Origin of the sequence: Candidatus Clostridium radicumherbarum (assembly GCF_045310525.1) — a bacterium.
Classification (GTDB): Bacteria; Bacillota; Clostridia; order Clostridiales; family Clostridiaceae; genus Clostridium_AT; species Clostridium_AT radicumherbarum.
On record NZ_JBJHZY010000002.1, the window covers coordinates 432,501 to 456,390 of the forward strand.

Here is a 23,890-nt window from a genome sequence, read left to right on the forward strand (position 1 = left end):
TTACCTTATTTTTTATTCAAAATATCTTTATTCAGATGAACTATGTTCATTTTATAATATTTTATAGAGTTTGTCAACATAATATCAGAAATAAAAAATAATGATATTCCCTCAATAACTTCTAGTATGAGGGAATTCAAAGATAAATTCATTTTAACCTAACCTTGCCTTTTCCAACGCAGCAAGATCAAACTTTTTCATTTTTAAAAATGCTTCAGTAACACATTTCACTTCTTCTTTTGTACCTTCCTCCAATATCTCCTTCATATTAGCAGGTACAATCTGCCATGAAAGCCCAAATTGATCTTTTACCCAACCACACTGTTCAGCTTCCGGAACAAAGGAAAGTTTATCCCAATACTTATCAATCTCATGTTGACTATCACACATAACCATAAAGGAAAAGGCTTCGTTAAAAGTAAAATCTTCACCAAAACCATGATCCATAGCAATTAATTGAGTTCCAAGGATATTAACCTCTGCATAGTTAACCTTTGCTCTAGTATCCGTTGCTTCACCATCTTCATAATAGTTAATAAAGCCTTTACTTGAATTTTCAAAAACAGAAACATAATAGTTAATAGCATCTTCGGCCTTACCACAGGCTATTCCGGAGAATAATAAAGTTGGCCTTATTTTTTGCTTATGTTCTTCAATATTCGGAACTAACATAAGCTGCCAGTTGACGTTAAACTTATCCTGCACCCAAGCATACCTCTTGCTGAAGGGATACTCTCCAAGGGGCATTAGTTCTGTTCCCTTAGAAGATAATTCAGTATGTAATCTATCCACCTCTTCCGAAGTGGCACAAGCTACCATTAAAGATACTGATGGATTTAGCTTAAAATACGGCCCTGCACTTATTGCTGAGAATCTAAGATTAGCAAGCTTAAAATCTACAAGTTCTGAATCGCCTGAAGGTGTATCCGAAATAGTTGCAATGTTAATTATTCTAGAGTCCTCAAACAAGCTAACATACCATTTTGCAGCCTCCACCGCCTCTTTATCAAACCATAAATGTGGAATTATCCTTTGCATAATATCGCCTCCTCATTACATTTTATAGCATTATTATCCCACAAAAGGTCGGTAACTTGCAAAGAATTATCTTTGAATAATGGTATCCATATGAGTTATTACTTATTTCGAAATTAGATGGCATCTCCCTAATAAAAAAGTCCCCCAAACTCTTTAGTCTGAGGGAGCATATTAAAAGGAAAAGCTATATAATAGTCCAGTTTAAATAACTTTTTTTGCATAGGGTATCAGGCGAATAAGATAGGCAGCTCCGAAACAGAGTGGTAAACCAACAATTGCTGCCAGGCAGAACTTTAACTGCGGCAGCATCTGCAAGCCGCGCATAGCCAGTATCAGGAAAACAATAATCGGCACGTGAATAAGGTATACTGTGAAGGAATGTTGTGAGAGAAACTGGCCGAATTTTTTTCCACCGTTGACAAAGCGGCGGAAGAAAGTAATTAATGCCATGCTCATTCCTACTGCGAAGATAGAATCCCAGAGCGCAAATACGGCAGACTGCCAGCTGCCATGACCTATGAAGGCGCTACCCCCACCGATAATCGCTACAGGGAACAATATAATCGTCGCAAGTACTGCAAAAACGAAGCCCAACTGGCCCAGGGAACCCTGTATGGACCGTAGCCAGTCCCTTTTAAATGCCACCATTCCTATAAGGAAAAAGCTCAGGTATTGCGGCAGATATCCAAGGGACGGAAAGCCTATTACAAAGGTTCCGTAGGGAATAAGGAAACGAATTAGGTAGCTCACTACTGCCAAAGCAACCATGAAGATCGTAACAGTACCAAGTGTAAGTGTCTGACGGTTTAAAGCAGTCGGATGCTCAGATTTCTTATTAGCAATCCTTTTCCAAGCCAGGTAACCAAGGTCGAATATAAGAAGCATTACTACAAACCACATTGGCCCCATAGAAAAGAGGCTGCCCGTTAAATCCCCCGCAAGCGCCTGCTGCATATGGGTGCTAATTCTAGAAATTGGACTTAATATGAACGCATAAATAAGCGTAGGGACTCCAAGTCTCAGTAGCCTGTCCTTTAGGAATTGACTAGGTCCCTTACGTTCATAGGACCCGGGGGTGAAATACCCTGAGAGCAGGAAGAGTAGACCCATAAAATATGCCTGGTTAAGCATCATAAACAAATACAACGTGTTGTTGATTTCTGCTATGTGCTGCAGTACTACAAGGACAACCATCCATGTGCGCAGGTTGTCTACAAAGTACAGACGTTTCCCCGGTTCTTCTACGGTCAGGCTTACCGCATGGTTTCCCTCGGTAAGTGCACAGGATAGAATACATGAAAGAGAAAGCAATATAAGCCCTAGACAAAAACCGATGGTAACAATCATACCCAGGTTGGAAGTTAGATTCTGCCCCGTCTGTTGTAGAACATTCGTTTTTCTCGTAAGGACAAAGAGGAGGACGAAAATTAAATAAAAGGGTAAGTTAGAAAAAATATATACCTTAGAGAAGGAAAATTTAAAATACAGTGGAAATATTACCGCGGTCATCAGGCATGCATAAAGGAAGCCAACTGATATATAGGTCAGAACTTCAAGGCCGTTCATACCCTTATTAGTGAAAATAGAAACACTAAATGCCACTATAGCCGCAATGATACCATTTAGAACGATGATGCACAGGGCGTACAGGTATCTTCCTATGACAACTTCGGATTTCCTAAGGGGTAATATTCCATATAGTTTTTCCAGATTGTCTTTTTCATATATATTAAAGTACTGACCAGTAATTGGAGTAGAAACCACCATGATAATCAGGGCACCATAAATGGGTACCTTTGTAAGAAAGGCGAATAAAACCCCTATAATGTCAATAGCGAACATGGGATAGCGCGACTTCATTATATTGTGATCCAGCTTTATGGATTTGAGAATATTATTCATAGTATCTCTCTCCTTTACTTATTGACACTAAAATCTCGTCTATAGAGGGTGTTTCCGTAACAATCTCTGGAGCTAGATTTTTCATCTCAGAAATCGGTAGCATCCCAGCAAATCCCGCTATATTTGTGGTAAGCCCAATAGTTTTTTCCTTCAGTGAATCTGTAAGGTCATGAGGCCCACCTCTTACAATGCAAAAGCTTTCCATCAAATCATCCTTTGTTCCAGAATAAAAAATATTTCCATGCTCAATTATAGTTATATAATCGGCGATCTTTTCAAGATCCGAGGTTATATGTGTTGAAAAAAGTATGCTCTTTTGTCCGTCGGCAATATATTTTCCCAATATTTCAAGAAGCTCGTCACGGGCAACAGGATCAAGCCCGCTGGTGGGTTCATCAAGTATTAAAAGCTTAGCCTCATGTGACATTGCAACAGCAAGCATCAGCTTCATTTTCATACCACGGGATAGTTCTTTTACCATTTTGTTTATAGGCAAGTGAAAGTCTTTTAGGTATTGATTAAATAGTTTGCTGCTCCAGCTCATATAGAAGCCTTTTAGGGCTCTTTCTACTTCTCTTACTTTCCAGCTGTCAACAAAATAAGTATCGTCAAAAACTACTGCAATGTCCTGCTTGATTTTCTGCTCGTCCTTCACATTATCCAAGCCAAAAATTTTTATTTTACCGCTATCCCTGTTAACCATATTAAGGATCAGCTTAATTGTAGTAGTCTTACCGGCACCGTTTTGCCCCACAAAACCCATAATATAACCCATTGGTAAAGAAAAAGAGACATTATTCAATGAAAATTCTTTGTATCTCTTACACAGTTCTTGTATTTCAATGGCATTATTCATATAAATCCCCCCCCAACATAGATTTAAATATTTCCAATAATTCATTTTGTGGCAATTTAGCTATCTTGGCAGCATTTATAGCAGCCATAAATCCATCTTCAATTTTACGAAGCAGCTGTTCACGTACAAGCTCACTGTCCTTCGGAGAAACAAAACAGCCTTTACCTTGTATATTTACAATAAAACCTTCCTGCTCTAAATCAGAATAAGCTCTTGTTGTAGTAACTACGCTTATTTTTAATTCACTGGCAAGCTGCCTAATGGATGGAAGCATTTCTCCTTCATTTAATTCATCGCTAAGTATGGCTTCCTTAATTTGTTCTTTAATCTGTTCATAAATTGGCTTTCCAGATGTATTTCTAATAATAATCCGCAATACAAAATCACCCTTCATCACGCTGGACGTGTCTTTATTTATTTATTGTCTTTAGTGTATTAACTGTATTTATCACATAATAACACTTGCTTTATTGTATGTCAATATTTTTGCTTTTATACTTGTTATCGCCTACCATATCTTCAATCTCTCATTTCTTATTCTGCCTTTACATTTGTATAAATATTTGTATAAAAATAAGACCACCAATCAAGGTTAATAACCCTCAATCAGCAGTCGTAATTTTTCTTATCATGGAATAGGAGTTGATTCAAAAAAGTAAGAAATTAATGAATAAAATACAATGTTCTCCTACGCAGTTTCATCTAGAGATAAAAGAGTCTTGTGATGGATTCCAGGTTAACCTTTCAACATATATTTGATCTTCAGCTACCACCATCATTAGGAATGTCCATGCAGGTACATAAGTACCCCAAATCAGGTTTTCCTTCCAAAGTATAAATTCTTTAAATTCAGGATGGAAAATGGAGTATGCAACGAACATGTCACTAATAAACATTAAGCATCCTGCCAACGCTATTAACCATGCTGACTTTTTAGAGAAATATCCTCTGTACATTGTGGAAACCATGGTTATTCCTGCAAAGCACAGTACAATTCCGGTAATAATCGCAGCTGGATACATAAAGCCTTTTGCATATTGTTGAAGGGATAAAAAAACATATGTGAAAATGCCAACAAAGGGAATTGACGTGATCAATTCAGCTTTTCCTATTTTGAAATTTCTATTAAACGCTGCTATTAAACACAGATATGCCACTATAAATCCAAGCATTCCATAAAGTTCACTGTTGTTAATAGACTGTGCTAAAGTCTTCGCATATACAAAATAATAATCTGAAATAATCGTAAATAAGAATGCCAGTACTATAAGTTTCTGTTCTTTATATCTCTTTAACATCACAACAACAGAAAGGAACATGGTCACCCTAACAGCAAACATTAAGTATAAAGCTGGTGCACCATTCTGATATAACATGCGGAATAAGAGAATTAGAACTGTCAAAGGTAAATACACAGAAAGCAATATTCGTTGGCTATTTTTCATTTCAGTCCCCCCAATAAATTATAAACTTCATTTTTAAGTGTTTTCTGGCTCCATCGCCTTGATAGATCCCAATCTATTAATTATTCTATGATATAATTTTACACTATATATATATCTGCACCTCTTATCATAAGCTATTGCTTCCATTCTTCCAAAAAATCAAGAATATAATTACTTGGCATAGCCATCCCGTAGATATGCTGCCGAAATATGTTCTTGCTTCCACCCAAATTTATTCCCACAATTTGCAGGTTTTCGTTAAGTAAAGCACTGCCGCTGCTTCCTTCGGATATTACAGATGTATGCCTAATAATTGGATACTGCATTTTTCCCGCTTCATCACCAAAGGGAATTGGTTTTATGCTGCTTATCTTTCCAGCAGTAACAATATTTCTTTTACCATATGGATTACTCATTGATGCCACTATGTCTCCATACTTAGGTGCTTCATTCGAAATAGGCAGTACGGTGTAGACTTTATCAGTAGTAAAACTAATTATGGCTAAATCATATTTATTATTTGAGTATTCGATTACAGCTTCGGGAAATTGCTGATAATAATTGGCTACTCCCTGAAATTTTCCTCCTTTTCTTAATGAATCTGCAAAATCCAGGTCATCGTATCTTATAACAATAACCTGAGTTTTATCAACATTGTCAAGTTCTTCAATCACATGCTCGGCTGTAAGAGCATAGTACTTATTGCCTTCCTTACGGATAATAACTCCGCTGGCACCTGCCGAAACCGCAGTGGAACTGCTGTTTCCATCATTCCTGTACTTTAGTTGAACTATCTTTATATTTGCTGAAAGTGCATACCTGGTAACTTTTTCTATTAATTCACCATTGGTCGATTGGTTTAAGAACGCTTTAATTGAGGGAAGGAAAAGGGAAATGAGCAGTATAAAAACGACTATTGAAATATTGAGTAATATTTTTTGATTTCTTTTCATATATATCCTCTTTCTATCAATTTTAATAACCATTCAGCTTCGCCAAAATACATTTTATAGAATTATTATCCCACAAAATGTCAGTAATTTGCAAAGAATTATCTTGGGAATAATGGCATCCATATGAGTTATTACTTATTTCAAAGTTAGATGTCATCTCCCTAAAAAAATGAACCTCTTTAGCTTACTTTACCTACCCTGCAATATAACTGCACTAAGATGCGATAAATAGCCTCTGAGTTGCCTTGATTAATAGCTAAACCCAGCATAAAATATTATTGTAGCTACAAGAAAAGAGGTGTTCCTTTGAAGATATTAATCAATGAGGGCTTTCCCGAAACCGAGATCGTTATAAACTGTAATAGTGCAAATGAGGAAATTTTAAAAATGGTATCTATTTTGCGTAGCTTTGATAACAAGCTAACGGGCTTAAAGGATGGAAAAACATATATCATTGACAGCAGTGATGTGTTTTATTTTGAATCCGTTGATAAACAAAGCTTTATTTATACTGCAAATGATGTATACGAAGCAGCGTTAAAACTATATGAAATTGAAGAGCGTCTATCTGGAGCAGGATTTTTCAGAAACTCAAAATCACAGGTAATAAACATATCAAAAGTATTATCGCTTCGCCCTGATTTCGGAGGTCGCATTGAGGTCACACTGCAAAATGGCGAAAATATAATTGTTTCAAGACAATATGCTAAGAATCTTAAAGAAAGGTTGGGATTGTAGTGAAAAAGTTTATGGGTTTAGTTTTTTCTATAAAGGCTTTTGCATCAATGATTTTTACAGGGTTAATACTTGCATACATGGCTGCAGGATGGCTTTATTCCACTTACAAACATGTATCTTTTATTTATACTGTTCCTTTAATTTTTATTGTTCAGGCTCTTATATTGGCATTGGCTATCTCTATACTATGGTATTTTATATTTACGGATGCAGTTTTTAAGAAACTGCGATATTCAATTAGATTAATGGGGTTTGTTTTATTACTTATTTTAGTATTGACAGGATTTCTTATGATGTTTTTTGCCCATCATACAAATTGGGCAAAGCTCTGGCTTATTGTTGCAGGATTTTTTGTTTGTATCACCGCAGGAATATCTATTTTAGGCGAATTTTATTTTAGAATTACTGGTAAGCGGTATACTGAAATCCTCGAAAAATACAAGGAAAAGATGGTCAGCGAAAAATAATAAAGTAACAACAAAATAAAATTATATCATTATTCAGCAATCATAGGATTTTTGTATGGTTGCTTTTTTGTAAGATGTACAAATCAACTGTAAAACACAAAAAATACGGGCTGAAAAATATACTTTTTCAGCCCAATTTTTGTTCATTTTATGCTCCAAAACCACATCTTTCATTCTCCACATTTATGATGTTATATTCCATAGTAATGGATGGCAATTTCTATCTTGGTATATCTCTTTTGCCAAGGCCTATAATACCAATAAGCACAAATATTATTGCAGCTGCTAGGTATCCGAAAACGGAAGCATCAAAGGCTTGATACGGAATTCTTGGTGTTCCGATAAAAGGTATAATATTTAACGCCCATTGAGGAAGCTTCAAAGCATCACTTAGTAAAACAGCAAAATACATCATTCCATAGATAAACCAGGTTACCGGAATAGTAGCACGTGGAATTATGCCAAAGAGCAGAACCACTACGCTGGTAATCGCCATGATTCCTGGCAGATAAATCAATGCATCAATTGCTAGCCTACCTACCTGTGACATATCATTTGCAGCTGCCCCGTAGGACAAACCGAAGGAGGCGCCGCCAAGCATCAGTAGTAAAGCTGTTACAAGAGTTCCTACAATAAATCTATCTAAAACCATTCTGCTCCGTGATATTCCTCCGGCAAGCTGTGATTCAAGCAAACCTTTTGCCTCATCAGAACGTAGTCCTGTCATAATCAGCATTGGTAACACCACGCTGACAAGCCCGATGAAGCACAGAAGTAATCCCATCAAAGCATCAATACCGCTGCCCTTAAGCATTGGGACATTGGCATCGGCAAACAGGCTGAGCATGGATTTTGCAACGGAACCGAACATGAGCCCAGCAATTACAATACCAATAGACCAACCGATAATACTGCCTTTATAAAGATGCAGAATGAGACCCCAGGAACGGCGCATAAGCGGTGTAGCTTCAGATTTTCCCTTTTTCTCTTTAAGTACGCCAGAACCGTAATCTCTACGCGATTCGATAACATATGCAACTGCAATAAGAGCTGCAGTGAGTATGATTATCGGGATAATCAGCCAGCCTCTGTTATATGCCCAAGGTTCCATTTTTTCGCCCCAACCGATGGGGGATAGCCATGTAAGAGTATCATTGCTGCCCATATCGCCGATCATACGCATACAATAGAAGACCATAATAATGATTGAACCGCTGGAATTTGCAATGCTTGCACTTGCCGATAACTGATTAGTCAAAGCGCCGATTCCCACACCCAGCCATCCGATTGCAGTAACTGACAAACCTAATATTAAAGATCCGGTTACTCCTTTGCCGGGGGGATCCAATTTAAGTGCAATACTAGCTATAGCGGTAAGTATGCCAATTACCGCACATAATAGAAGTGCTCCGCTGACAACTGATGCAAGTGTAGAATGTATTCCGAAAGGTCTTGAACGGAATAGCTCGGTACGACCGTTTTCTTCATCGGCTCTTGCACCTTTTGTAACCTGAAATACCATACCAATTCCAAGTGTCAAAGCCGAGAACATCCAGATCTTGGTCCACACAGCACCACCAATAGTAGCCATATTACTGATTTTACCAATCATAGCCACCATTCCGGCAGTAGAACCCACAGCAGCGAACTCATTAAGCTTCGCTTGAGTATCAAACATTGATTTGTAATATACACCCACATATGCAATAAGGAAAACGATTGTTGCAATCCAGACAATATATCGGACAAGATTGTGTTTTAAAGTAAAACGAAAATATTTCCCGAATCCTGCAAGTGTATTTTTCGGTGTTACTGCGGTACTTGAAACGGATTTGCTCATTTACCACTCACCGTCCCATCCCCACTCTTATAATGGCTTAAGAACAGATCCTCCAGACTCGGTGGATTGACAGTAAGGCCTATCGGATCCATTGCAGCAATTTGCCCTAACACAGCTGGCATAGCCTCATTGTCTAAAGAGAAGGAAATATGCTGCCCTTCAACACGGAAATCATGAATTCCATTAAAGCTTCTAAGTGCAGAGGCGTCTTTCTTTAAAATAACCGAAATATGAGTGCGTGTTAGATGGCGCAATTCTGCAAGTGTACCGGATTCTACAGTGACACCTTCCTTAATGATGGTGATTGTGTCAGCAAGCTTTTCTACTTCTGAGAATATATGTGAGCTCAGTAGAACAGAGCGTCCTTCTTTCTTGATTTCCTGGATGCAGTCAGTAAATGCAGCTTCCATAAGCGGATCAAGTCCTGATGTTGGTTCATCTAGGATAAGCAGCTCAGCACGAGAAGCCAGCGCAGCAACCAAAGCCACCTTCTGGCGGTTACCTTTTGAATATGTGCGGGCTTTCTTTGTGGGGTCAAGGTCAAACTTCTCAATCATTCTCTTTTTGCGTTCAGGTTCCAGGCCGCCTATTAAAGAACTCAGAACGTCGATAACCTCGCCGCCTGTCAGCTTTGGCCAAAGAGCAACATCACCTGGAACATAGACTAGCTTCTTGTGAAGCTCCACTGCATCCTTCCAAGGATCGCCTCCAAACAATGAAATTGTGCCCTTATCAGATCTTAAAAGACCGAGCAAGATACGGATTGTAGTGGTTTTACCGGAACCGTTGGGACCCAAAAAACCTAAAACCTTACCTTGTGGTACTTCAAGGTTAAGACCTCGCAGGGCCTGTACTTTTCCGAAACTTTTGTGTAATTCGCGAACTTCGATAACATTCATAGTCTTGATCCTCCTCCAATAATTTTAACTCTTAAAAAAGCATTTTTTTAATATTTCTAGATAGGTTCCCATTTCAGTAACCATATCAGAAAATTCATCTTCACCCATTGTCTTGAACTCAGGGATTTTACTGTTTGCATAACCTTCAAGTGCCCATACTATTAAATTAATTGCTTTTTGATGGTCAACACCATCCCTTACATTTGACAAATCCACGTTGTCATAAATTCTCGGAAGATTGATTTCCATCAGCTTCTGATTTCTATCAGCTACTTCATTTCTGACTTCACCATCAGTTTCAGAATAAGCAGTTAAGAAAAATTTGAAAATCAGCGGATATTTTCGGAAAAGCTCAAGCTTTGTAAGAGCTGCCATCCGCATTTTTTCCAGAAAATCCTTCTCATCAAGCCATAATTTTTGAAAATATTCCTCTTTCATAATTTCCATTAAATAATCGTATAAGAAAAGATAAAGCTGCTTCTTATTTTTGAAATAATGAAAAAGAAGGCCTTTTGAAATTCCGGCTTCCTTGACTATTTCATTTGTTGACGCGTTTTTAAAGCCCTTTTGTGCAAACTCATTAATAGCCGCGTTCAGGATTCTCTCCCGTTTTTCGGGTTCCAAATTTAAAAATTTTGAGATCACTATCACACTTCCTTTGTTTTGACCCTTTTGGTCAATAATAGCATAATTGACCACAGTAGTCAATAGATAAATAAACTTTTTACTTTTATTTCCAAATCTATTACAGCTACCAAGCAGCGCCAAATATTCTGGAAAACAGCTGAAGTCAATCTTGTTAATTATTTTGATTACAATTTAGAAATGTGAGGATTTAGCTAGAAAAATTGCATTAGAAATATAACTTTTTATGAATAATAGTCCTAGTTTAGCGTTTTCATATCTTGCTTCGATACGCCTTCATCGCGAATAGGTAAGCAACAACCATGATACCGACACACCAAGCTAGGGCTATCCATATATCGTTTCCTACGGGTTCGGAGTTCAGCAAAGCGCGTATGGTCTCCACGATTGACGTTACAGGCTGATTCTCAGCAAAAACACGGATGATTTTGGGCATCGTTTCGGTGGGCACAAAAGCTGAACTGAGAAAGGGTAGGAATAGCAGTAGATATGAGAACGAGGACGCGCCCTCCATAGACTTTGCAGTGAGCCCCGGAATGACCGCGATCCATGTCAGCGCAAGTGTGTATAGTGCGAGTATTCCCGCTGCCTCGAGCCAGTTAAGTATTCCCGCACTTGAACGGAAGCCCATAATAAGCGCAACGAGGATAATAATAACCACCGTAAGCATGTTGGACACAAGAGAGGTCAGCACATGACTCCACAGCACCGACGAGCGGCTGATAGGCATGGAATTGAACCGCGAGAAAAGCCCTTTCTGCATATCCAGAAACAGCCGATAGGCGGTGTAGGCTATTCCGGACGCGATAGCCATCAACAGTATGCCCGGCAGTTGGTAATTAATATAATTCACATCAGCGCCCAAACTCATTTTTACCGCGCCGCCGAACACATAGACAAACATAAGCATCATCGCAATCGGCGTTAGTGCCACCGTAATAATCGTGTCCGGGCTGCGCAATATGTGCTTCATTAAGCGCTCGGTCAGAACAACTGTATTGTTTTTCATTTTGTTTGACCTCCTTTACCGATGATCGCGAGGAAAATCTCCTCAAGTGTCGGCTGTTTTTCGATATATTCTTTCTTTGCGGGTGGGAACAGCTTTTTGAGTTCTTCAAGCGTCCCGTTAGCAATAATTTTGCCCTCCTTCAGGATCGCGATTTTGTCGGCAAGCTGTTCAGCTTCATCCAGATACTGCGTCGTAAGCAGAATCGTCACGCCGCTGCCGGCAAGCTCCTTAACGGTTTTCCAGACCTCAAGCCGCCCCTCAGGGTCAAGCCCAGTCGTAGGCTCGTCGAGAAAGATGATGGCTGGCTTTCCCACAAGGCTCATGGCGATGTCAAGCCTGCGTACCATGCCGCCGGAGTAATTGCCTACCCGTTTGTTTACCGCATCGCTTAATCCGAAACGTTCAAGCAGGTTGTCGGCGGTCTGAGAGGGATTTCGTATCCCCCGGAGTTTGGCAATCAATATAAGGTTTTCCCGCCCAGTGAGAATGCCGTCCACGGCGGCGAACTGCCCGGTGAGGCTGATAGATTGACGCACCTTGTCAGGCTGCGAAGCTACGTCAAAACCGTTCACTGTCGCGTTTCCCCCGTCGGATTTCAGAAGTGTCGAAAGGATGTTGATGGTGGTGGTTTTGCCCGCACCGTTGGAGCCAAGTAGAGCGAAAATCTCACCTCGCTTCACTTCAAAATCGACACCCTTTAGGACTTCTGTGTCCTTGAAAGACTTTCGCAGACCTCTGACTTCGATTGCTTTTTCCATCCTGATATCCCCCTTTTACTTTGTTTTATCCGTAACCTTTTTCATGGCCTTGTATACTTTTTGGTCAACAGATTCTTGATAGATGTCAGCGTAAGTTTTTGAATCTTTGATTAGATCATCGCAGAAAGCAGCTACGTCATTGCCCGTCACTTCAAGTACGCCTTTCCCCAAAGCAGCGCCCTCTTCAAAAAGATCGATAATCCCCGAGAGCAAACCCGTCCCCTCGGTTAGCTCAACAGGGCCGACCTTGAAGAGATATTTTTGAATCTCTTTATAAACAAGCTGATAATCTTGCGGGAGCACTTTGACACGTGCCACGTGCGCTCGCCACTTTTTTTTGCCTTCGATGATATCTTGTATGCTCATTTTATCCTCCTATTTACCTAATTTTTTTGAGATATTATTGTTGAGTTGCTGGCGCCACTTGTCGCGATAAGACTTTGCCCCTTCTTCGCCGGCCAGCGCTGAACAAAAGCCTTTGATATCGTCACCCAAAACCTCTTGGACACTTTGACCCTCCGCAGCCGTTTCTTCGAGCAGGCCAAGCACACCGTCAAGAATTGGCATTAGGTTGCGACCGGTGAAATCTGAGTGCTTCCAAAGATTGGTATTAATTTTTTCCCATGCCGCTTGATAATCAGTCGGTAGATTTTTGGCTCGCGATTCAAAAGTTTTCAATTCTTTTGTCATATCGCTGCCTGTGATTTTCTCCCAGAAATTCATTATATTTTCCCCTTTAACTCATTAATTTTTGATGATACGAACTCCCATTTTTCCCAAAACTTCCGTAGTTCCTTACGCCCTGCGTCGTTGAGCGCGAAAAACTTTCGCGGCGGCCCCATATCGGATGGTTTTTTCGTAATTTCCACCAAATTGTTTTTCTCAAGCCGCACCAAAATGGTATAAACTGTCCCATCCACAACGTCCGAGAATCCAAGGGCGTTCAGCCTCCGCGTGATCTCGTAACCGTAGATTTCCTCGTGGCTGATGATTTCAAGAACACAGCCTTCCAGCACGCCTTTGAGCATTTCCGTAAGGTTCTCCAATGTAATTCCTCCTTTTAGTGGTCAAGCACTGAGTAGTTTAGACTACTCGCTTCCTCTCGCTTTCACTGGCTAGTCTAGATTGCCGATTACTCATCGGCAGACTACCCGTATAAGCCCATTTAGGTTTTATACCTCGTAAAAGTCCGTTTAGGACTTTTACATCCTTGCTATTCTGTATAACTTGTATTCAGTATTACTTATTACTAGTATATAGTAACACAGAATAGTGTGGTTGTCTAGAGGTTTATTTTTTAGAAACTAAAATTCTCCCAACGAACATGTTACCGATGAGATTTATACAAAAAAACTGCCACTATCGTGACAGTTAACTATTATAATCAAATATTTTAAAGGGCTGAATTATAATTTTACCACCAAAGTACAGCTTCTTTTAATTTGACCACTTGAAGTTTTCTATTCCAGCACCAAGCTCAAAATGATATTTTGCTATTCCTAGATCAAGCTTTGCATAAAATCCCATGCCAGCTTTTGCGGTGACTTTATTCCCATCAAGAATAAAAAGAAATTTCTGCTGATTCATGGCGGTAGGCGCCAGCTGTGCTGCTTCCATTCCGCTGCGGAACCAATCAGGCATATTACTATTTACTCGACTTAATTCTTCTATACTCTTCGTTTTATGTGGAACGCCATCCTTGTCAAAGTACCCCAAAGAAATAACACAAATAAGCTTCTCGTCCTTATCTATTGCAGCACTGCACTTGCTTTTACTATAACTCATTGCTACCCAACAGGAACCTAGTCCAAGTTCTGTAGCCTTCAGAACAATTTTTTCACCATAATATCCTATTTTTTCATCAAAATCTTTAGACTTTTTCCCTATCAGTGCTATATAGTTTTTCACATTGTTGAATTTACCGTAATGTGCCATAAAGCCGTCAAAGGCATTGGGCTCATCAAGGCATAACTGGATATGTAAACCACTATCTTTATTACATTGATCAATAAGCATATGAAGTTCCTTTACAACATTAGGCTCAATTTTTCTGTTGTTATAGGTTCGTACCGAATGACGTGCTTTCATTGTTTCAAAAATATCCATACTAATTCTCCTATTTAATAAGATTTGTAGTCAGTTTTAAGCTAATTTCCAGTAGATAAACTAACTACAGAAAAGTAAAACTACTGGAAATCATATTGATAATGATGCTGGCATACCCTTATTTGCTAATATCTTTTTAGGAATTAGCTTCACATATTTCTTGTGGATAGCCAGTTTGAGCAGCCTTTTGCACAATTGCATGCACATGATTTATAAGGTCAGCTATTTTTCCCCATTCACTCTCATTTGCATCTACGTAATAAAAATTCATGGTACCCTCTCGGTGCATATTTATAATCCTTGCGTCCTTTAGTATTTGCAGATGATGAGAAATGCTTGGTTTTCTAATACAAAAATCGGATTCAACCTTATTTATATACATAATTATTCATATTATATATAATAGAATAAATTACATCAAGAAATTGATCAACGATTAATTAGTTCTTAAATAAGCATAATATTAATAATTTTTATAAAAAATGCCTCTGGTTCAGTTCAGACTGTACCGGAGGCATATAAATTATTATTTAATAGACACTCAAATAGGGGTATTAAGCCCTATGTTTACAATGACGCAGAGAACATTATCCCTCATTTGATTTATACTTATTTACTCAGTGGTGCTCCAGGGTGAAGAACTGAATCTTTTAATGGCACAGTTTTGTCACGTCCGAGGTACATCTGATAATACGGTGGTATGCTGTTAATTTTGTTAATAACAGCTTTCTTGAAAGCAGGAAGCATTGATGGATCAACATTTGGCAGATCTTCTTCCTTGACAGCACCCTTTATTCCGTTGAACTTCTTTGCGCGTTCGATCATGTAACGAACATCGTAACGGGAAGGATTGACCTCAATAATATCCTTATCCAAATTTAGAAGTTTATAAACTCCCTCAAGTCCAGTACGAACGGAAGTTTCAACTGTGAATACAACATCATCATCGACCTCTACAAACTGACCTAAGAATGCTAAATTAGTGCATCCATCAGGTACAACTCTTGGACGATCACTTACCTTCCGTGGCATAAACTGACTTGTAACATAAGGCATCATGGCAGTAGACATATAAGTATGAGCTAGAACTTGGTCTTTAATATCAAGCATACCAAGATGATACAGAAGTTCTGTCAGTATCTCATCACCGGTGCAGTCGCACATAGGCTTTTTAATATAGTTGCCAACGTTCTCACCATACAGGCCATAGCCCCAGCCGACTTCCTCATCGTCAGCCTGATATGAAAAAAAAGGCTTGTGATGTATTTCAAAGGATATATCCCAATTGGAATCCTTGAATGTCATCAGGCCACCAGTGCCTGCTGGGCTTCCGGACATCTCTTCAATTCTTTTAAAAAACTCAGGATAGCCCTTTACAGTCGGGAAGAAAGAAAGCCATTTTGTTCTGTCGATATCACCGAGGAATTTTTCTGGGTGACCAAATTTTTCGTCTTTTTTGGCAAGGTTCTGCCAGATAGTAAAGGTGCCCATGTCTTTTATGTCGCGGTTTGTAGGAGCAACAGTCTTGTTGTCACCAAAGCAGCTGTTTTCGCTTATTGAGCCGTTCGTTACAAATACTAAATCCTCAACGCCGACACGTATGGTCTTTTCGGTACCATTCTGGTTCATTAGGATAGCTTGTACCGTATTACTGTGAGCATCCATATCTAAATCATATACTGAGCAGCTGTTAACATAGTTTACACCCTTGTCAATGAGCCACCTTTCAACTGGGAGAATAATAGCATCATACTCGTTATATTTTGTATGGATAAAGCCCTCCAGATATTCATGGCGGTTTACGAATGTAAATCTCTGCCAGTAACGTCTGCACTCAATAACACTGTGGTAGTGCTTAAAAGCTAGCTGACTATGGAAGCAAGTCCAAAAGTTAGTTTTAAAGAAAGCTTCGTCAAAGAATTCATCAAGCCTTTTATCGGCAAGCTCTTCTTCGGATGAAGCAACAATCTTGTTCATAGCTGCAACATATTTTGGTTCAAGCTTATATTCATGATAGTGGCTGTCTATCTCTCCCTGATTTATGATAACACGGGACTCGGTGTGTATAGGTTCATCCCTGTTGAAGTCTACGATATCGTCAAGCACGGTACGTCCTTCGTTTTCTAGAGAAGGTATTTTGCTGCACAGATACCAGAGACACTCCATATATGGTTCAAGTTCACGCTCACCACGACAAAGATAGCCTTGTTCGTTTCTGGTTCCGTCCATTGAACCGCCCATGACTGGTTTCTTTTCATAAATGGTGATGTTCTTTCCTGGCATCTTGGCATCGTCAATCAAAAAAGCTGCAGTGGCAAGTCCGGCAATACCTCCTCCTACGATATGCGCTTTACGTCCATTAATCCCCGCTGGCTTGTGAGGATGATACATAGTTGTGTAAATATTCATAATAATATAACCCTCTTTCATCTTTATATTTTATTTGTAAGACATCGTCTTGTATATAATGTAAGTCATGAGGATTATTAAAACAATTTACAAATAAGGGGGAATGTAAACATTTTTTACACACCCCCTTATTTGTAAATTATGATCATTTTGCGTATTTTTTTAATGCTTTTTCAAAATCACCTTTTATTAATACAGCCGTTTGCTCTACTATATCTTCTGGTTTTTCTTTCATCCCATCCTTTAGCCACTCAAAAATGAGTGCTATAAAAGCTAGACTATAAAAATGTGCAATAAAATTTTTGTGTTTCTGATCAACAGACATTCCAATAGCTTGCCGTTCCACTACAGCAATAATCTGATCATAGATTACAGTATACATATATCTTTCTAAGGAATCACGATTAGTAGATCGATAGGTGTTTTGCACTAGAACTTTATTATTGAGAATGGAAATTAGCACCTGATAAAAGCCCCGCTGCCAGGTATCATAATCCTTCTTTTCTGCAAGTGATTTTTCAGTAGCCTGTAAGTAAATCCATTCAACAAGTTCATATATATCATAAAAATGGTTATAGAAAGTCTGTCGCGTTAGTCCACATTCATCAACAAGATCCTTTACAGTTATTTTGTCGATTGGTCTTTTTTGTAGCATAACTATTAAAGTATTTGCTAGTAAAGCTTTCGTCTCATTATGCAAAGTAGTAACCTCCCTTAATTGTCGGTATACATAAGATATTATACTTTAAGCTGAGGTGTAGTTCTATACATTTAGGCTAAGAATCTGCAAGAACTGATTAGTATCATTGCCATTTCTACCTTTACAATTTTATTGTTTTTGTTGCAACATTTTCACAAAATGCACTATCATGCTCAACAAACAAAATTGTAGATTCATGTTCAATTAACAATTTCTCAATTTGCATACGAGAAATTACATCAATAAAATTCAATGGTTCATCCCAAATATACAAATGTGCCCGTTCACACAAACTTTTTGCAAGCAAAACCTTTTTCTTCTGTCCTCCACTAAAATCCTCCATATTCTTTTCAAATTGTCCTCTTGAAAAATCAAGTTTTCTAAGTATCGATTTAAATAAACTCTCATCAATACAGTGTTTATCTGCATACTCAGATAAGTTACCATTTAAATCTGAAGTATCTTGTGAAACATAGGAAATGTTTAACTTATTATTCTTTCTTACAATTCCACTATGGGGGATGTCTTCTCCATAAATTAATTTCAATATACTAGATTTTCCGCTGCCATTCTTTCCTTGAATAGCAATTCTTTCTCCTTGCTCAATAGTGAAGCTTACTCCCTCACAGATAATTCTATCATCATATTCAATTGCAACATCCGTAAGTTCTACAAGCTTTTTATCATGGAAAGTAAGCGGTACTATTTTTAAACTTTCATTTGATTCAATATTTTTAAGAAGCTTTGATTTTTCCTCAATCATATTTTGTTGTCTAGTTTCTATATTTTTAGAACGCTTCATCATTTTTGCAGCTTTATGTCCAACATATCCTTTATCTAATTTGCTTCCAGAATTAGTAGTTCCATGCTTGGTGCTTTCAACGCTATCTGACCACATAGATGTACGTTTTGCCGAGCTGGACAGTCTGTTAATATCCTTTTTCAATTTTTCGTTTTCTGCTAGCTCAAAGCCATCTTGTAATTCTTTATTTCTCCACCATGAAGAAAAATTTCCTTTTTGTATTTCAATATTACTTTTATTAATAGACAAGATATGGTCAACACAATTATCCAAAAAATACCTATCATGTGAAATCAGAATAAATCCTTTCTTTTTTTTCAAGTAATTACTTAGTTTTTGCCTAGCTTCAGCATCCAAATGATTGGTAGGCTCATCAATAAGTAATAAGGAGTTCTCCTTCAAAAACATAGCAGCCAACAATGCTTTGGTCTGTTCTCCTTTAGATAGCGTATAAAACTGTCTATATAAAGCATCGTAGTCCATATCTAATAAAGATAATTCTTTTATTATTTCCCAATCCATTGAATTTGGACTAATCTCCCTTATGACATCTATGGTGAAATTACTTTGTTCCTGCACCTCATAAGGAAAATATTCAAAAGTCACATCAGCTGAAATGTTTCCATTATATTCGTATTTCCCAAGCAAAAGATTTAGAAAAGTAGTCTTTCCTCTTCCGTTTCTTCCAGTAAAGCCTAACTTCCAATCGGTATCAATTTGAAAACTTACATTTTCAAAAATATTATCATAGCTACCTTCATAAGCAAAGGTTAGATTTGTAATATTTATTAAAGACATATTTTTGTCCTCCTCTGTATTTAATAGTATAAATAACAAAGTCGGAACAATAGGCGACCATGTTATTACTCCATATAAGTGTTGCCTGCAGTATCCGACTTTATATGGAGATTATCATGTGTTAGCAAAGTGTCTTTATTTATCATAATATTATTTATCCTCCTTATTCGAATTATTTATAAAAAAGTAAGAGCCGCAAGAATTAATTATTCTTACAGCTCATAGATATACGTAGTTAAGCTAAAAATTATAGCATAACACAAGTGTATATATTAAGAGAAAAATAATAACTTTCTTGCATAAGTACAACAAAACAAACAGAATTCACCTGTTTATCTTTGTATTAAATGTACTTTAAAAATTAGCAAGAAAAATTAATCATTTTTTCACCTCAAATTTCAAATTTTCTATCAGTATACTATTATACATCGGAAAAGTCAATAAAGAGTGAATCAAGAAAATCTATTTCTTCTCTATATTCATAACACACTCCATATGCCTTGAACGGTTAAAAAAGATGCCATTTGAACCTGGTGGGACCTTTGCGGAAAGATATATAGAATAAAATAAATGTCTTTTTTAAAACTTAATCAATAAAACTTTTCTGCTGTAAAAGCTTTTTTGTTACATCCCACAGCTGGTTCTGCATTTTGATATCTCCTCCAGGATACCCCAGCGAACGCATTAATCTCCTTCATACTTGAGCCCTTCATATTTTTATTTTAATTTCATTATAATTAATATTTGTCTAGAACAACCATATTATAGCATTTTGGTTTTTAATGAGTGAGCTTAAACAGGGAACTGTATATAAGTGTGCAAACGTGCTATAATAAAATTTAAGATATCATTTTGTTTTTCGTAGAAAGGAGATAATTTAATGAATAAGGTGCAAACGGATCGAATCCATACAGGAAAAGGCTTTATAGCTGCCTTAGATCAAAGTGGCGGAAGTACTCCAAAAGCACTTCTTCAATATGGAATTAAGGAAGACAACTATTCTAATAAAGAAGAAATGTTTAACTTAGTGCATGACATGAGAAAACGGATTATAACAAGTACTACATTTACTTCCGAGTATATTTTGGGCGCCATTTTATTTGAGAACACAATGGACCGTACCGTTAATGATTTATTTACTGCTGATTACCTTTGGGAGAAGAAGGGCATCGTTCCTTTTTTAAAGGTTGACAAAGGACTGGCAGCTATTGAGAATGGTGTTCAGCTTATGAAACCAATCTCGGATTTGAACAATCTTTTAAAGCGGGCTGTTGAAAAGAACATTTTCGGAACCAAAATGCGCTCTGTTATTAAAGATGCCAACTACGTAGGAATAAAAAAGGTGGTTGAGCAACAATTCGAGATTGGTAAACGAATCATTGAGGCCGGGCTGGTTCCAATTATTGAACCTGAGGTGGATATTCACAGCCCGGATAAGGAAGAATCCGAAAAAATATTGAAGCATGAAATTTTTAATCAATTATCTAGTCTTAGACAAGATGAAAAAGTCATGCTTAAGCTATCCATACCAACAAAAGATAATTTCTTTAGCGATTTAATGAGTGATCCTCATATTGTACGGGTTGTGGCTTTGTCCGGGGGATATACTCAAATTGAAGCTAATGAAAAGCTATCACGTAATCAAGGATTGATCGCCAGCTTTTCGCGTGCTCTATCTCAAGGCCTGACAGCTCAGCAAACGGTTGAAGAATTTAATGGGACATTGTCAAGCTCCATTAAAGCTATTTATGCAGCATCAATTTCATAATGGTTTTACCGGATCTCCCTTCTATTTAATTAGAAAATAAAATAGAAGGGAGATTCGACATTTTTTGTTTCAAAACCACAACATTTTGTGGTCAAACCGTCTTATCTCTTCTTATCACCACAATACGTCATCATTGCTACACACTCAACGTGAAATGTTCCCGGGAACATATCCACTGGCTGAATTTCATTAGTTTCGTAGTTCAATTCCTTAAGTATTCCTAAATCTCTAGCTAAAGTTGCCGGGTCACAGGACACATAAACAATTCTCTGAGGCTGCATTTTGCTTATAGCCTCTAATAGACTTTTTTCACAGCCTTTTCTAGGAGGATCCACCACAACCACATCAGCACTTATTCCATGATCAATAAGCTCTGGAATTACCTTTTCAGCTTGCCCTACAAAGAATTCTGCATTAGTAATATTATTTTCTACTGCATTTTTCTTTGCATCCTCAATAGCCTGAGGTACTATTTCAACTCCATAAACCTTCTTGGCCTTTTGAGATAAAAATAGAGATATGGTTCCAGTCCCGCAGTATGCATCAAATACTGTTTCATTACCAGTTAAGTTAGCATATTCAAGAGCCTTCTTGTATAAAATCTCAGTTTGGACAGGATTAACCTGGAAGAAGGACAGAGGTGATATATTAAACTTAAATTGCCCAATATAATCAGTAATCTTATCTTGTCCCCATAAGGTTATATTTTTATCCCCAAGAATAACATTTGTTTTCTTAGGATTAATATTTTGCACAATACTTTTTATGCCTTCTATATTTTTAACCAAAATATCTATGAAATCTTTAGAATTAGGCAGTTTTTCTTCCTTGGTAATTAGAACTACCATAATTTCGCCAGTTTTGAAGCCTTTTCTCACCATTATATGCCTAATAAGCCCGCTGTCAGAATTTTCATCATAGGTCCTAACATTATATTTTGTTATCCATTCTCTAGTAAGCTTAACTACCTTATCTGCAGCTTCATCTTGAATAAGGCAGCTATCCATATCAATGATATCATGGCTTCTTGGAGCATAAAAACCTATTTGAGCCTTTCCATCTGCATATCCTACAGGAAGCTGCACCTTATTTCTATATCTAAAAGGCTCCTTCATTCCTAAAGCATCATGGACAACAACATTATAGAGCTTTCCAATTCTCTCCATAACCTCTTTTACTCTTTGAGTTTTAAATGCAAGCTGTGCTTCATAGGTCATGTGTTGAAGCTGGCAGCCGCCGCACTTTTTATATATTCCGCACTTAGGCTCAATCCTAAATTCAGACGGCTTTATAATCTCAATTAGCTTACCATGGGCATAGCTCTTTGCTACCTTTACTATCTTTACTTTAACTGTTTCACCTTTTAAAGCTCCCTGCACAAATACAGTAAAATCATTGATTTTACCTACTCCCTCGCCTTCAAAGCCAAGTGATTTTATTTCTATAATATATTCCTTATTTTTTTCAACTGCTATATTTTCAGCCATATTTTCTCCTTCGCAAAGGTGGCAGAGGGACGTTTCTGCTGCAACCTAATATATAAGATAGTGCAAGGTTCAATGTGTCGCAAGAGACATCCCAGCCCAAGCTAATGTGACAAGAGAAACGTCCATGTGCCACCACCACCTAGTCAAGTTTTTTCTTAAATCTTACAATACTTATTATAAGTAAAATTAATCCTAATGCAAATAGAAGAGCAACATCATTAAACAAATATTCCATTCCTACGCCCTTTGTTATTATACCTCTTAATATATTCAAGAAATAAGTTAAGGGAAGAACATAGCCGATAAGCTGTATTATTTTCGGCATAGCTTCTCTTGGAAATACAAAGCCTGACAAAAGAACACTGGGTAAAATCGTAACTACGCTAAGCTGCATTGCCTGAAGCTGAGTTTTAGAAACCGTTGATATAAGTATTCCAATGGCAAGAGCACATATTACAAAGCCGGCTCCTAAGAATAATAATAGTCCAAGACTACCGTGAATAGGCACATTAAACCACATCATTCCAAGTGCTAAGGAGAACAAAAAGTCTAAGAAGCCAATCATAACATAGGGTACAAGCTTTCCAAGTATAAGCTCAGTGGACTTTATTGGAGAGACAATAAGCTGCTCTATAGTTCCTCTTTCTCTTTCACGTACTAATGCAAAGGCTGTTAACAATACAGTTATATTCTGCATTACAAGCCCTACTAGCCCTGGTATTGTATAATTTTGATTTCTAAGGCTTGGATTATAAAGCACTTTTGTACTTACATCAATCCCGCCAAGCTGAGGTTTTTGTGATAACTTCTCACTTAAACTTGACATTACCTTTAGCCCCTGACTTTGTCCTGCCAAAACCCCATTGCTAAAAGCAGTTCGCGCTGTTGTAGGATCTGATCCATCTATTAAAAGCTGAATAGTAGGTTTCTCTTTGTTTAATAACTGGGTTGAATAATCAGGAGGAATTATAATAGCTGCATGAGCTGTACCGCTGTTTATTTCCTTTTCGGCAGTATCCACACTGTTGACCTCTTCCTTAATATTAAAATATAAAGTATTTTGGAAGCTTTTAATAAGTTCTCTGCTTTCAGCGGTTTTACTTTGATCCAGCACAACGGTTGAAATATTTTCAAGCTGAGTTGTTACTGCGTAACCAAATAAGAGTATCATCATTATGGGCATTCCAATAGCTATTCCAAAGCTTGCCTTATCTCTTTTTATTTGTATAAATTCCTTCTTTATAATAGACTTAAACCTCTGGAAATTCAT

At 37.6% G+C, this 23,890-nt stretch carries 23 protein-coding genes and 1 pseudogene; 3 read left to right on the forward strand and 21 right to left on the reverse strand.

All coding sequences use genetic code 11. The features are described from left to right. Positions 1-153: 153 nt before the first annotated feature. From ACJDUH_RS11820 to ACJDUH_RS11845, 6 genes are all read right to left on the reverse strand, one after another. Positions 154-1,038: a VOC family protein gene (locus ACJDUH_RS11820; RefSeq protein WP_406765406.1), complete on the reverse strand. Its 885-nt coding sequence runs from the start codon at positions 1,036-1,038 to the stop codon at positions 154-156. Positions 1,039-1,239: 201 nt separating this feature from the next. Beyond that, on the reverse strand, positions 1,240-2,940 hold the full coding sequence (locus tag ACJDUH_RS11825) for an acyltransferase family protein (RefSeq protein WP_406765407.1): 1,701 nt from the start codon (positions 2,938-2,940) through the stop codon (positions 1,240-1,242). Further along, complete coding sequence (locus ACJDUH_RS11830) at positions 2,933-3,796, reverse strand: ABC transporter ATP-binding protein (protein WP_406765788.1); 864 nt, start codon at positions 3,794-3,796, stop codon at positions 2,933-2,935. Before ACJDUH_RS11830 ends, ACJDUH_RS11825 begins: the two co-directional genes overlap by 8 nt. Next, positions 3,789-4,172: a GntR family transcriptional regulator gene (locus ACJDUH_RS11835; protein WP_406765408.1), complete on the reverse strand. Its 384-nt coding sequence runs from the start codon at positions 4,170-4,172 to the stop codon at positions 3,789-3,791. Before ACJDUH_RS11835 ends, ACJDUH_RS11830 begins: the two co-directional genes overlap by 8 nt. Positions 4,173-4,494: 322 nt before the next feature. Next, positions 4,495-5,241: a lysoplasmalogenase family protein gene (locus tag ACJDUH_RS11840; RefSeq protein WP_406765409.1), complete on the reverse strand. Its 747-nt coding sequence runs from the start codon at positions 5,239-5,241 to the stop codon at positions 4,495-4,497. Between the two features lie 134 nt (positions 5,242-5,375). Next, the gene (locus ACJDUH_RS11845; protein WP_406765410.1) at positions 5,376-6,194 is read right to left on the reverse strand and encodes a S1 family peptidase; all 819 of its coding nucleotides are present in this window, start codon (positions 6,192-6,194) and stop codon (positions 5,376-5,378) included. Between the two features lie 306 nt (positions 6,195-6,500). Between ACJDUH_RS11845 and ACJDUH_RS11850 the strand changes: the two genes are divergently transcribed. Continuing rightward, on the forward strand, positions 6,501-6,932 hold the full coding sequence (locus ACJDUH_RS11850) for a LytTR family DNA-binding domain-containing protein (protein ID WP_406765411.1): 432 nt from the start codon (positions 6,501-6,503) through the stop codon (positions 6,930-6,932). Beyond that, positions 6,932-7,399 carry a hypothetical protein gene (locus tag ACJDUH_RS11855; protein ID WP_406765412.1) on the forward strand — a complete coding sequence of 156 codons (468 nt, stop codon included), beginning with the start codon at positions 6,932-6,934 and terminating at the stop codon, positions 7,397-7,399. Before ACJDUH_RS11850 ends, ACJDUH_RS11855 begins: the two co-directional genes overlap by 1 nt. Positions 7,400-7,619: 220 nt before the next feature. Here the strand turns inward: ACJDUH_RS11855 and ACJDUH_RS11860 are convergent, their stop codons facing one another. From ACJDUH_RS11860 to ACJDUH_RS11920, 13 genes and pseudogenes are all read right to left on the reverse strand, one after another. Then, positions 7,620-9,239, reverse strand: a complete 1,620-nt coding sequence (locus tag ACJDUH_RS11860) for an ABC transporter permease (protein ID WP_406765413.1) — start codon at positions 9,237-9,239, stop codon at positions 7,620-7,622. After that, entirely contained in the window at positions 9,236-10,138 is a 903-nt protein-coding gene (locus ACJDUH_RS11865; RefSeq protein ID WP_406765414.1) for an ABC transporter ATP-binding protein, read from the reverse strand. Before ACJDUH_RS11865 ends, ACJDUH_RS11860 begins: the two co-directional genes overlap by 4 nt. Before the next feature lie 24 nt (positions 10,139-10,162). Next, positions 10,163-10,906: a TetR/AcrR family transcriptional regulator gene (locus ACJDUH_RS11870; RefSeq protein ID WP_406765415.1), complete on the reverse strand. Its 744-nt coding sequence runs from the start codon at positions 10,904-10,906 to the stop codon at positions 10,163-10,165. Positions 10,907-11,036: 130 nt separating this feature from the next. After that, positions 11,037-11,792, reverse strand: coding sequence for an ABC transporter permease (locus ACJDUH_RS11875; protein WP_406765416.1), 756 nt, complete (start codon positions 11,790-11,792; stop codon positions 11,037-11,039). Further along, complete coding sequence (locus tag ACJDUH_RS11880) at positions 11,789-12,550, reverse strand: ABC transporter ATP-binding protein (protein WP_406765417.1); 762 nt, start codon at positions 12,548-12,550, stop codon at positions 11,789-11,791. Before ACJDUH_RS11880 ends, ACJDUH_RS11875 begins: the two co-directional genes overlap by 4 nt. Before the next feature lie 18 nt (positions 12,551-12,568). Further along, positions 12,569-12,916 (reverse strand): annotated as a pseudogene (locus ACJDUH_RS11885) (DUF1048 domain-containing protein); the annotation flags it as partial. Between the two features lie 9 nt (positions 12,917-12,925). Then, positions 12,926-13,273 carry a DUF1048 domain-containing protein gene (locus tag ACJDUH_RS11890; RefSeq protein WP_406765418.1) on the reverse strand — a complete coding sequence of 116 codons (348 nt, stop codon included), beginning with the start codon at positions 13,271-13,273 and terminating at the stop codon, positions 12,926-12,928. Then, positions 13,273-13,596: a PadR family transcriptional regulator gene (locus ACJDUH_RS11895; RefSeq protein ID WP_406765419.1), complete on the reverse strand. Its 324-nt coding sequence runs from the start codon at positions 13,594-13,596 to the stop codon at positions 13,273-13,275. The genes ACJDUH_RS11890 and ACJDUH_RS11895 overlap by 1 nt, the downstream gene beginning before the upstream one ends. 391 nt (positions 13,597-13,987) lie before the next feature. Then, positions 13,988-14,656 (reverse strand): nitroreductase family protein, encoded by a 669-nt coding sequence (locus tag ACJDUH_RS11900; protein ID WP_406765420.1) that lies wholly within the window; start codon positions 14,654-14,656, stop codon positions 13,988-13,990. Between the two features lie 136 nt (positions 14,657-14,792). Further along, positions 14,793-14,927: a hypothetical protein gene (locus ACJDUH_RS11905; protein WP_406765421.1), complete on the reverse strand. Its 135-nt coding sequence runs from the start codon at positions 14,925-14,927 to the stop codon at positions 14,793-14,795. Positions 14,928-15,265: 338 nt separating this feature from the next. Then, positions 15,266-17,086 (reverse strand): oleate hydratase, encoded by a 1,821-nt coding sequence (locus tag ACJDUH_RS11910; RefSeq protein WP_406765422.1) that lies wholly within the window; start codon positions 17,084-17,086, stop codon positions 15,266-15,268. A gap of 124 nt (positions 17,087-17,210) precedes the next feature. Beyond that, positions 17,211-17,765 (reverse strand): TetR/AcrR family transcriptional regulator, encoded by a 555-nt coding sequence (locus tag ACJDUH_RS11915; RefSeq protein WP_406765423.1) that lies wholly within the window; start codon positions 17,763-17,765, stop codon positions 17,211-17,213. 121 nt (positions 17,766-17,886) lie between these two features. Then, positions 17,887-19,365 carry an Lsa family ABC-F type ribosomal protection protein gene (locus tag ACJDUH_RS11920; RefSeq protein WP_406765424.1) on the reverse strand — a complete coding sequence of 493 codons (1,479 nt, stop codon included), beginning with the start codon at positions 19,363-19,365 and terminating at the stop codon, positions 17,887-17,889. Between the two features lie 880 nt (positions 19,366-20,245). On the opposite strand from ACJDUH_RS11920, the gene ACJDUH_RS11925 reads away from it, so the two are divergent. Then, entirely contained in the window at positions 20,246-21,133 is an 888-nt protein-coding gene (locus tag ACJDUH_RS11925) for a fructose bisphosphate aldolase (RefSeq protein ID WP_406765425.1), read from the forward strand. Positions 21,134-21,234: 101 nt separating this feature from the next. Here the strand turns inward: ACJDUH_RS11925 and rlmD are convergent, their stop codons facing one another. Further along, positions 21,235-22,620: a 23S rRNA (uracil(1939)-C(5))-methyltransferase RlmD gene (rlmD, locus tag ACJDUH_RS11930; RefSeq protein ID WP_406765426.1), complete on the reverse strand. Its 1,386-nt coding sequence runs from the start codon at positions 22,618-22,620 to the stop codon at positions 21,235-21,237. Positions 22,621-22,759: 139 nt separating this feature from the next. After that, positions 22,760-23,890, reverse strand: coding sequence for an ABC transporter permease (locus ACJDUH_RS11935; protein ID WP_406765789.1), 1,131 nt, complete (start codon positions 23,888-23,890; stop codon positions 22,760-22,762).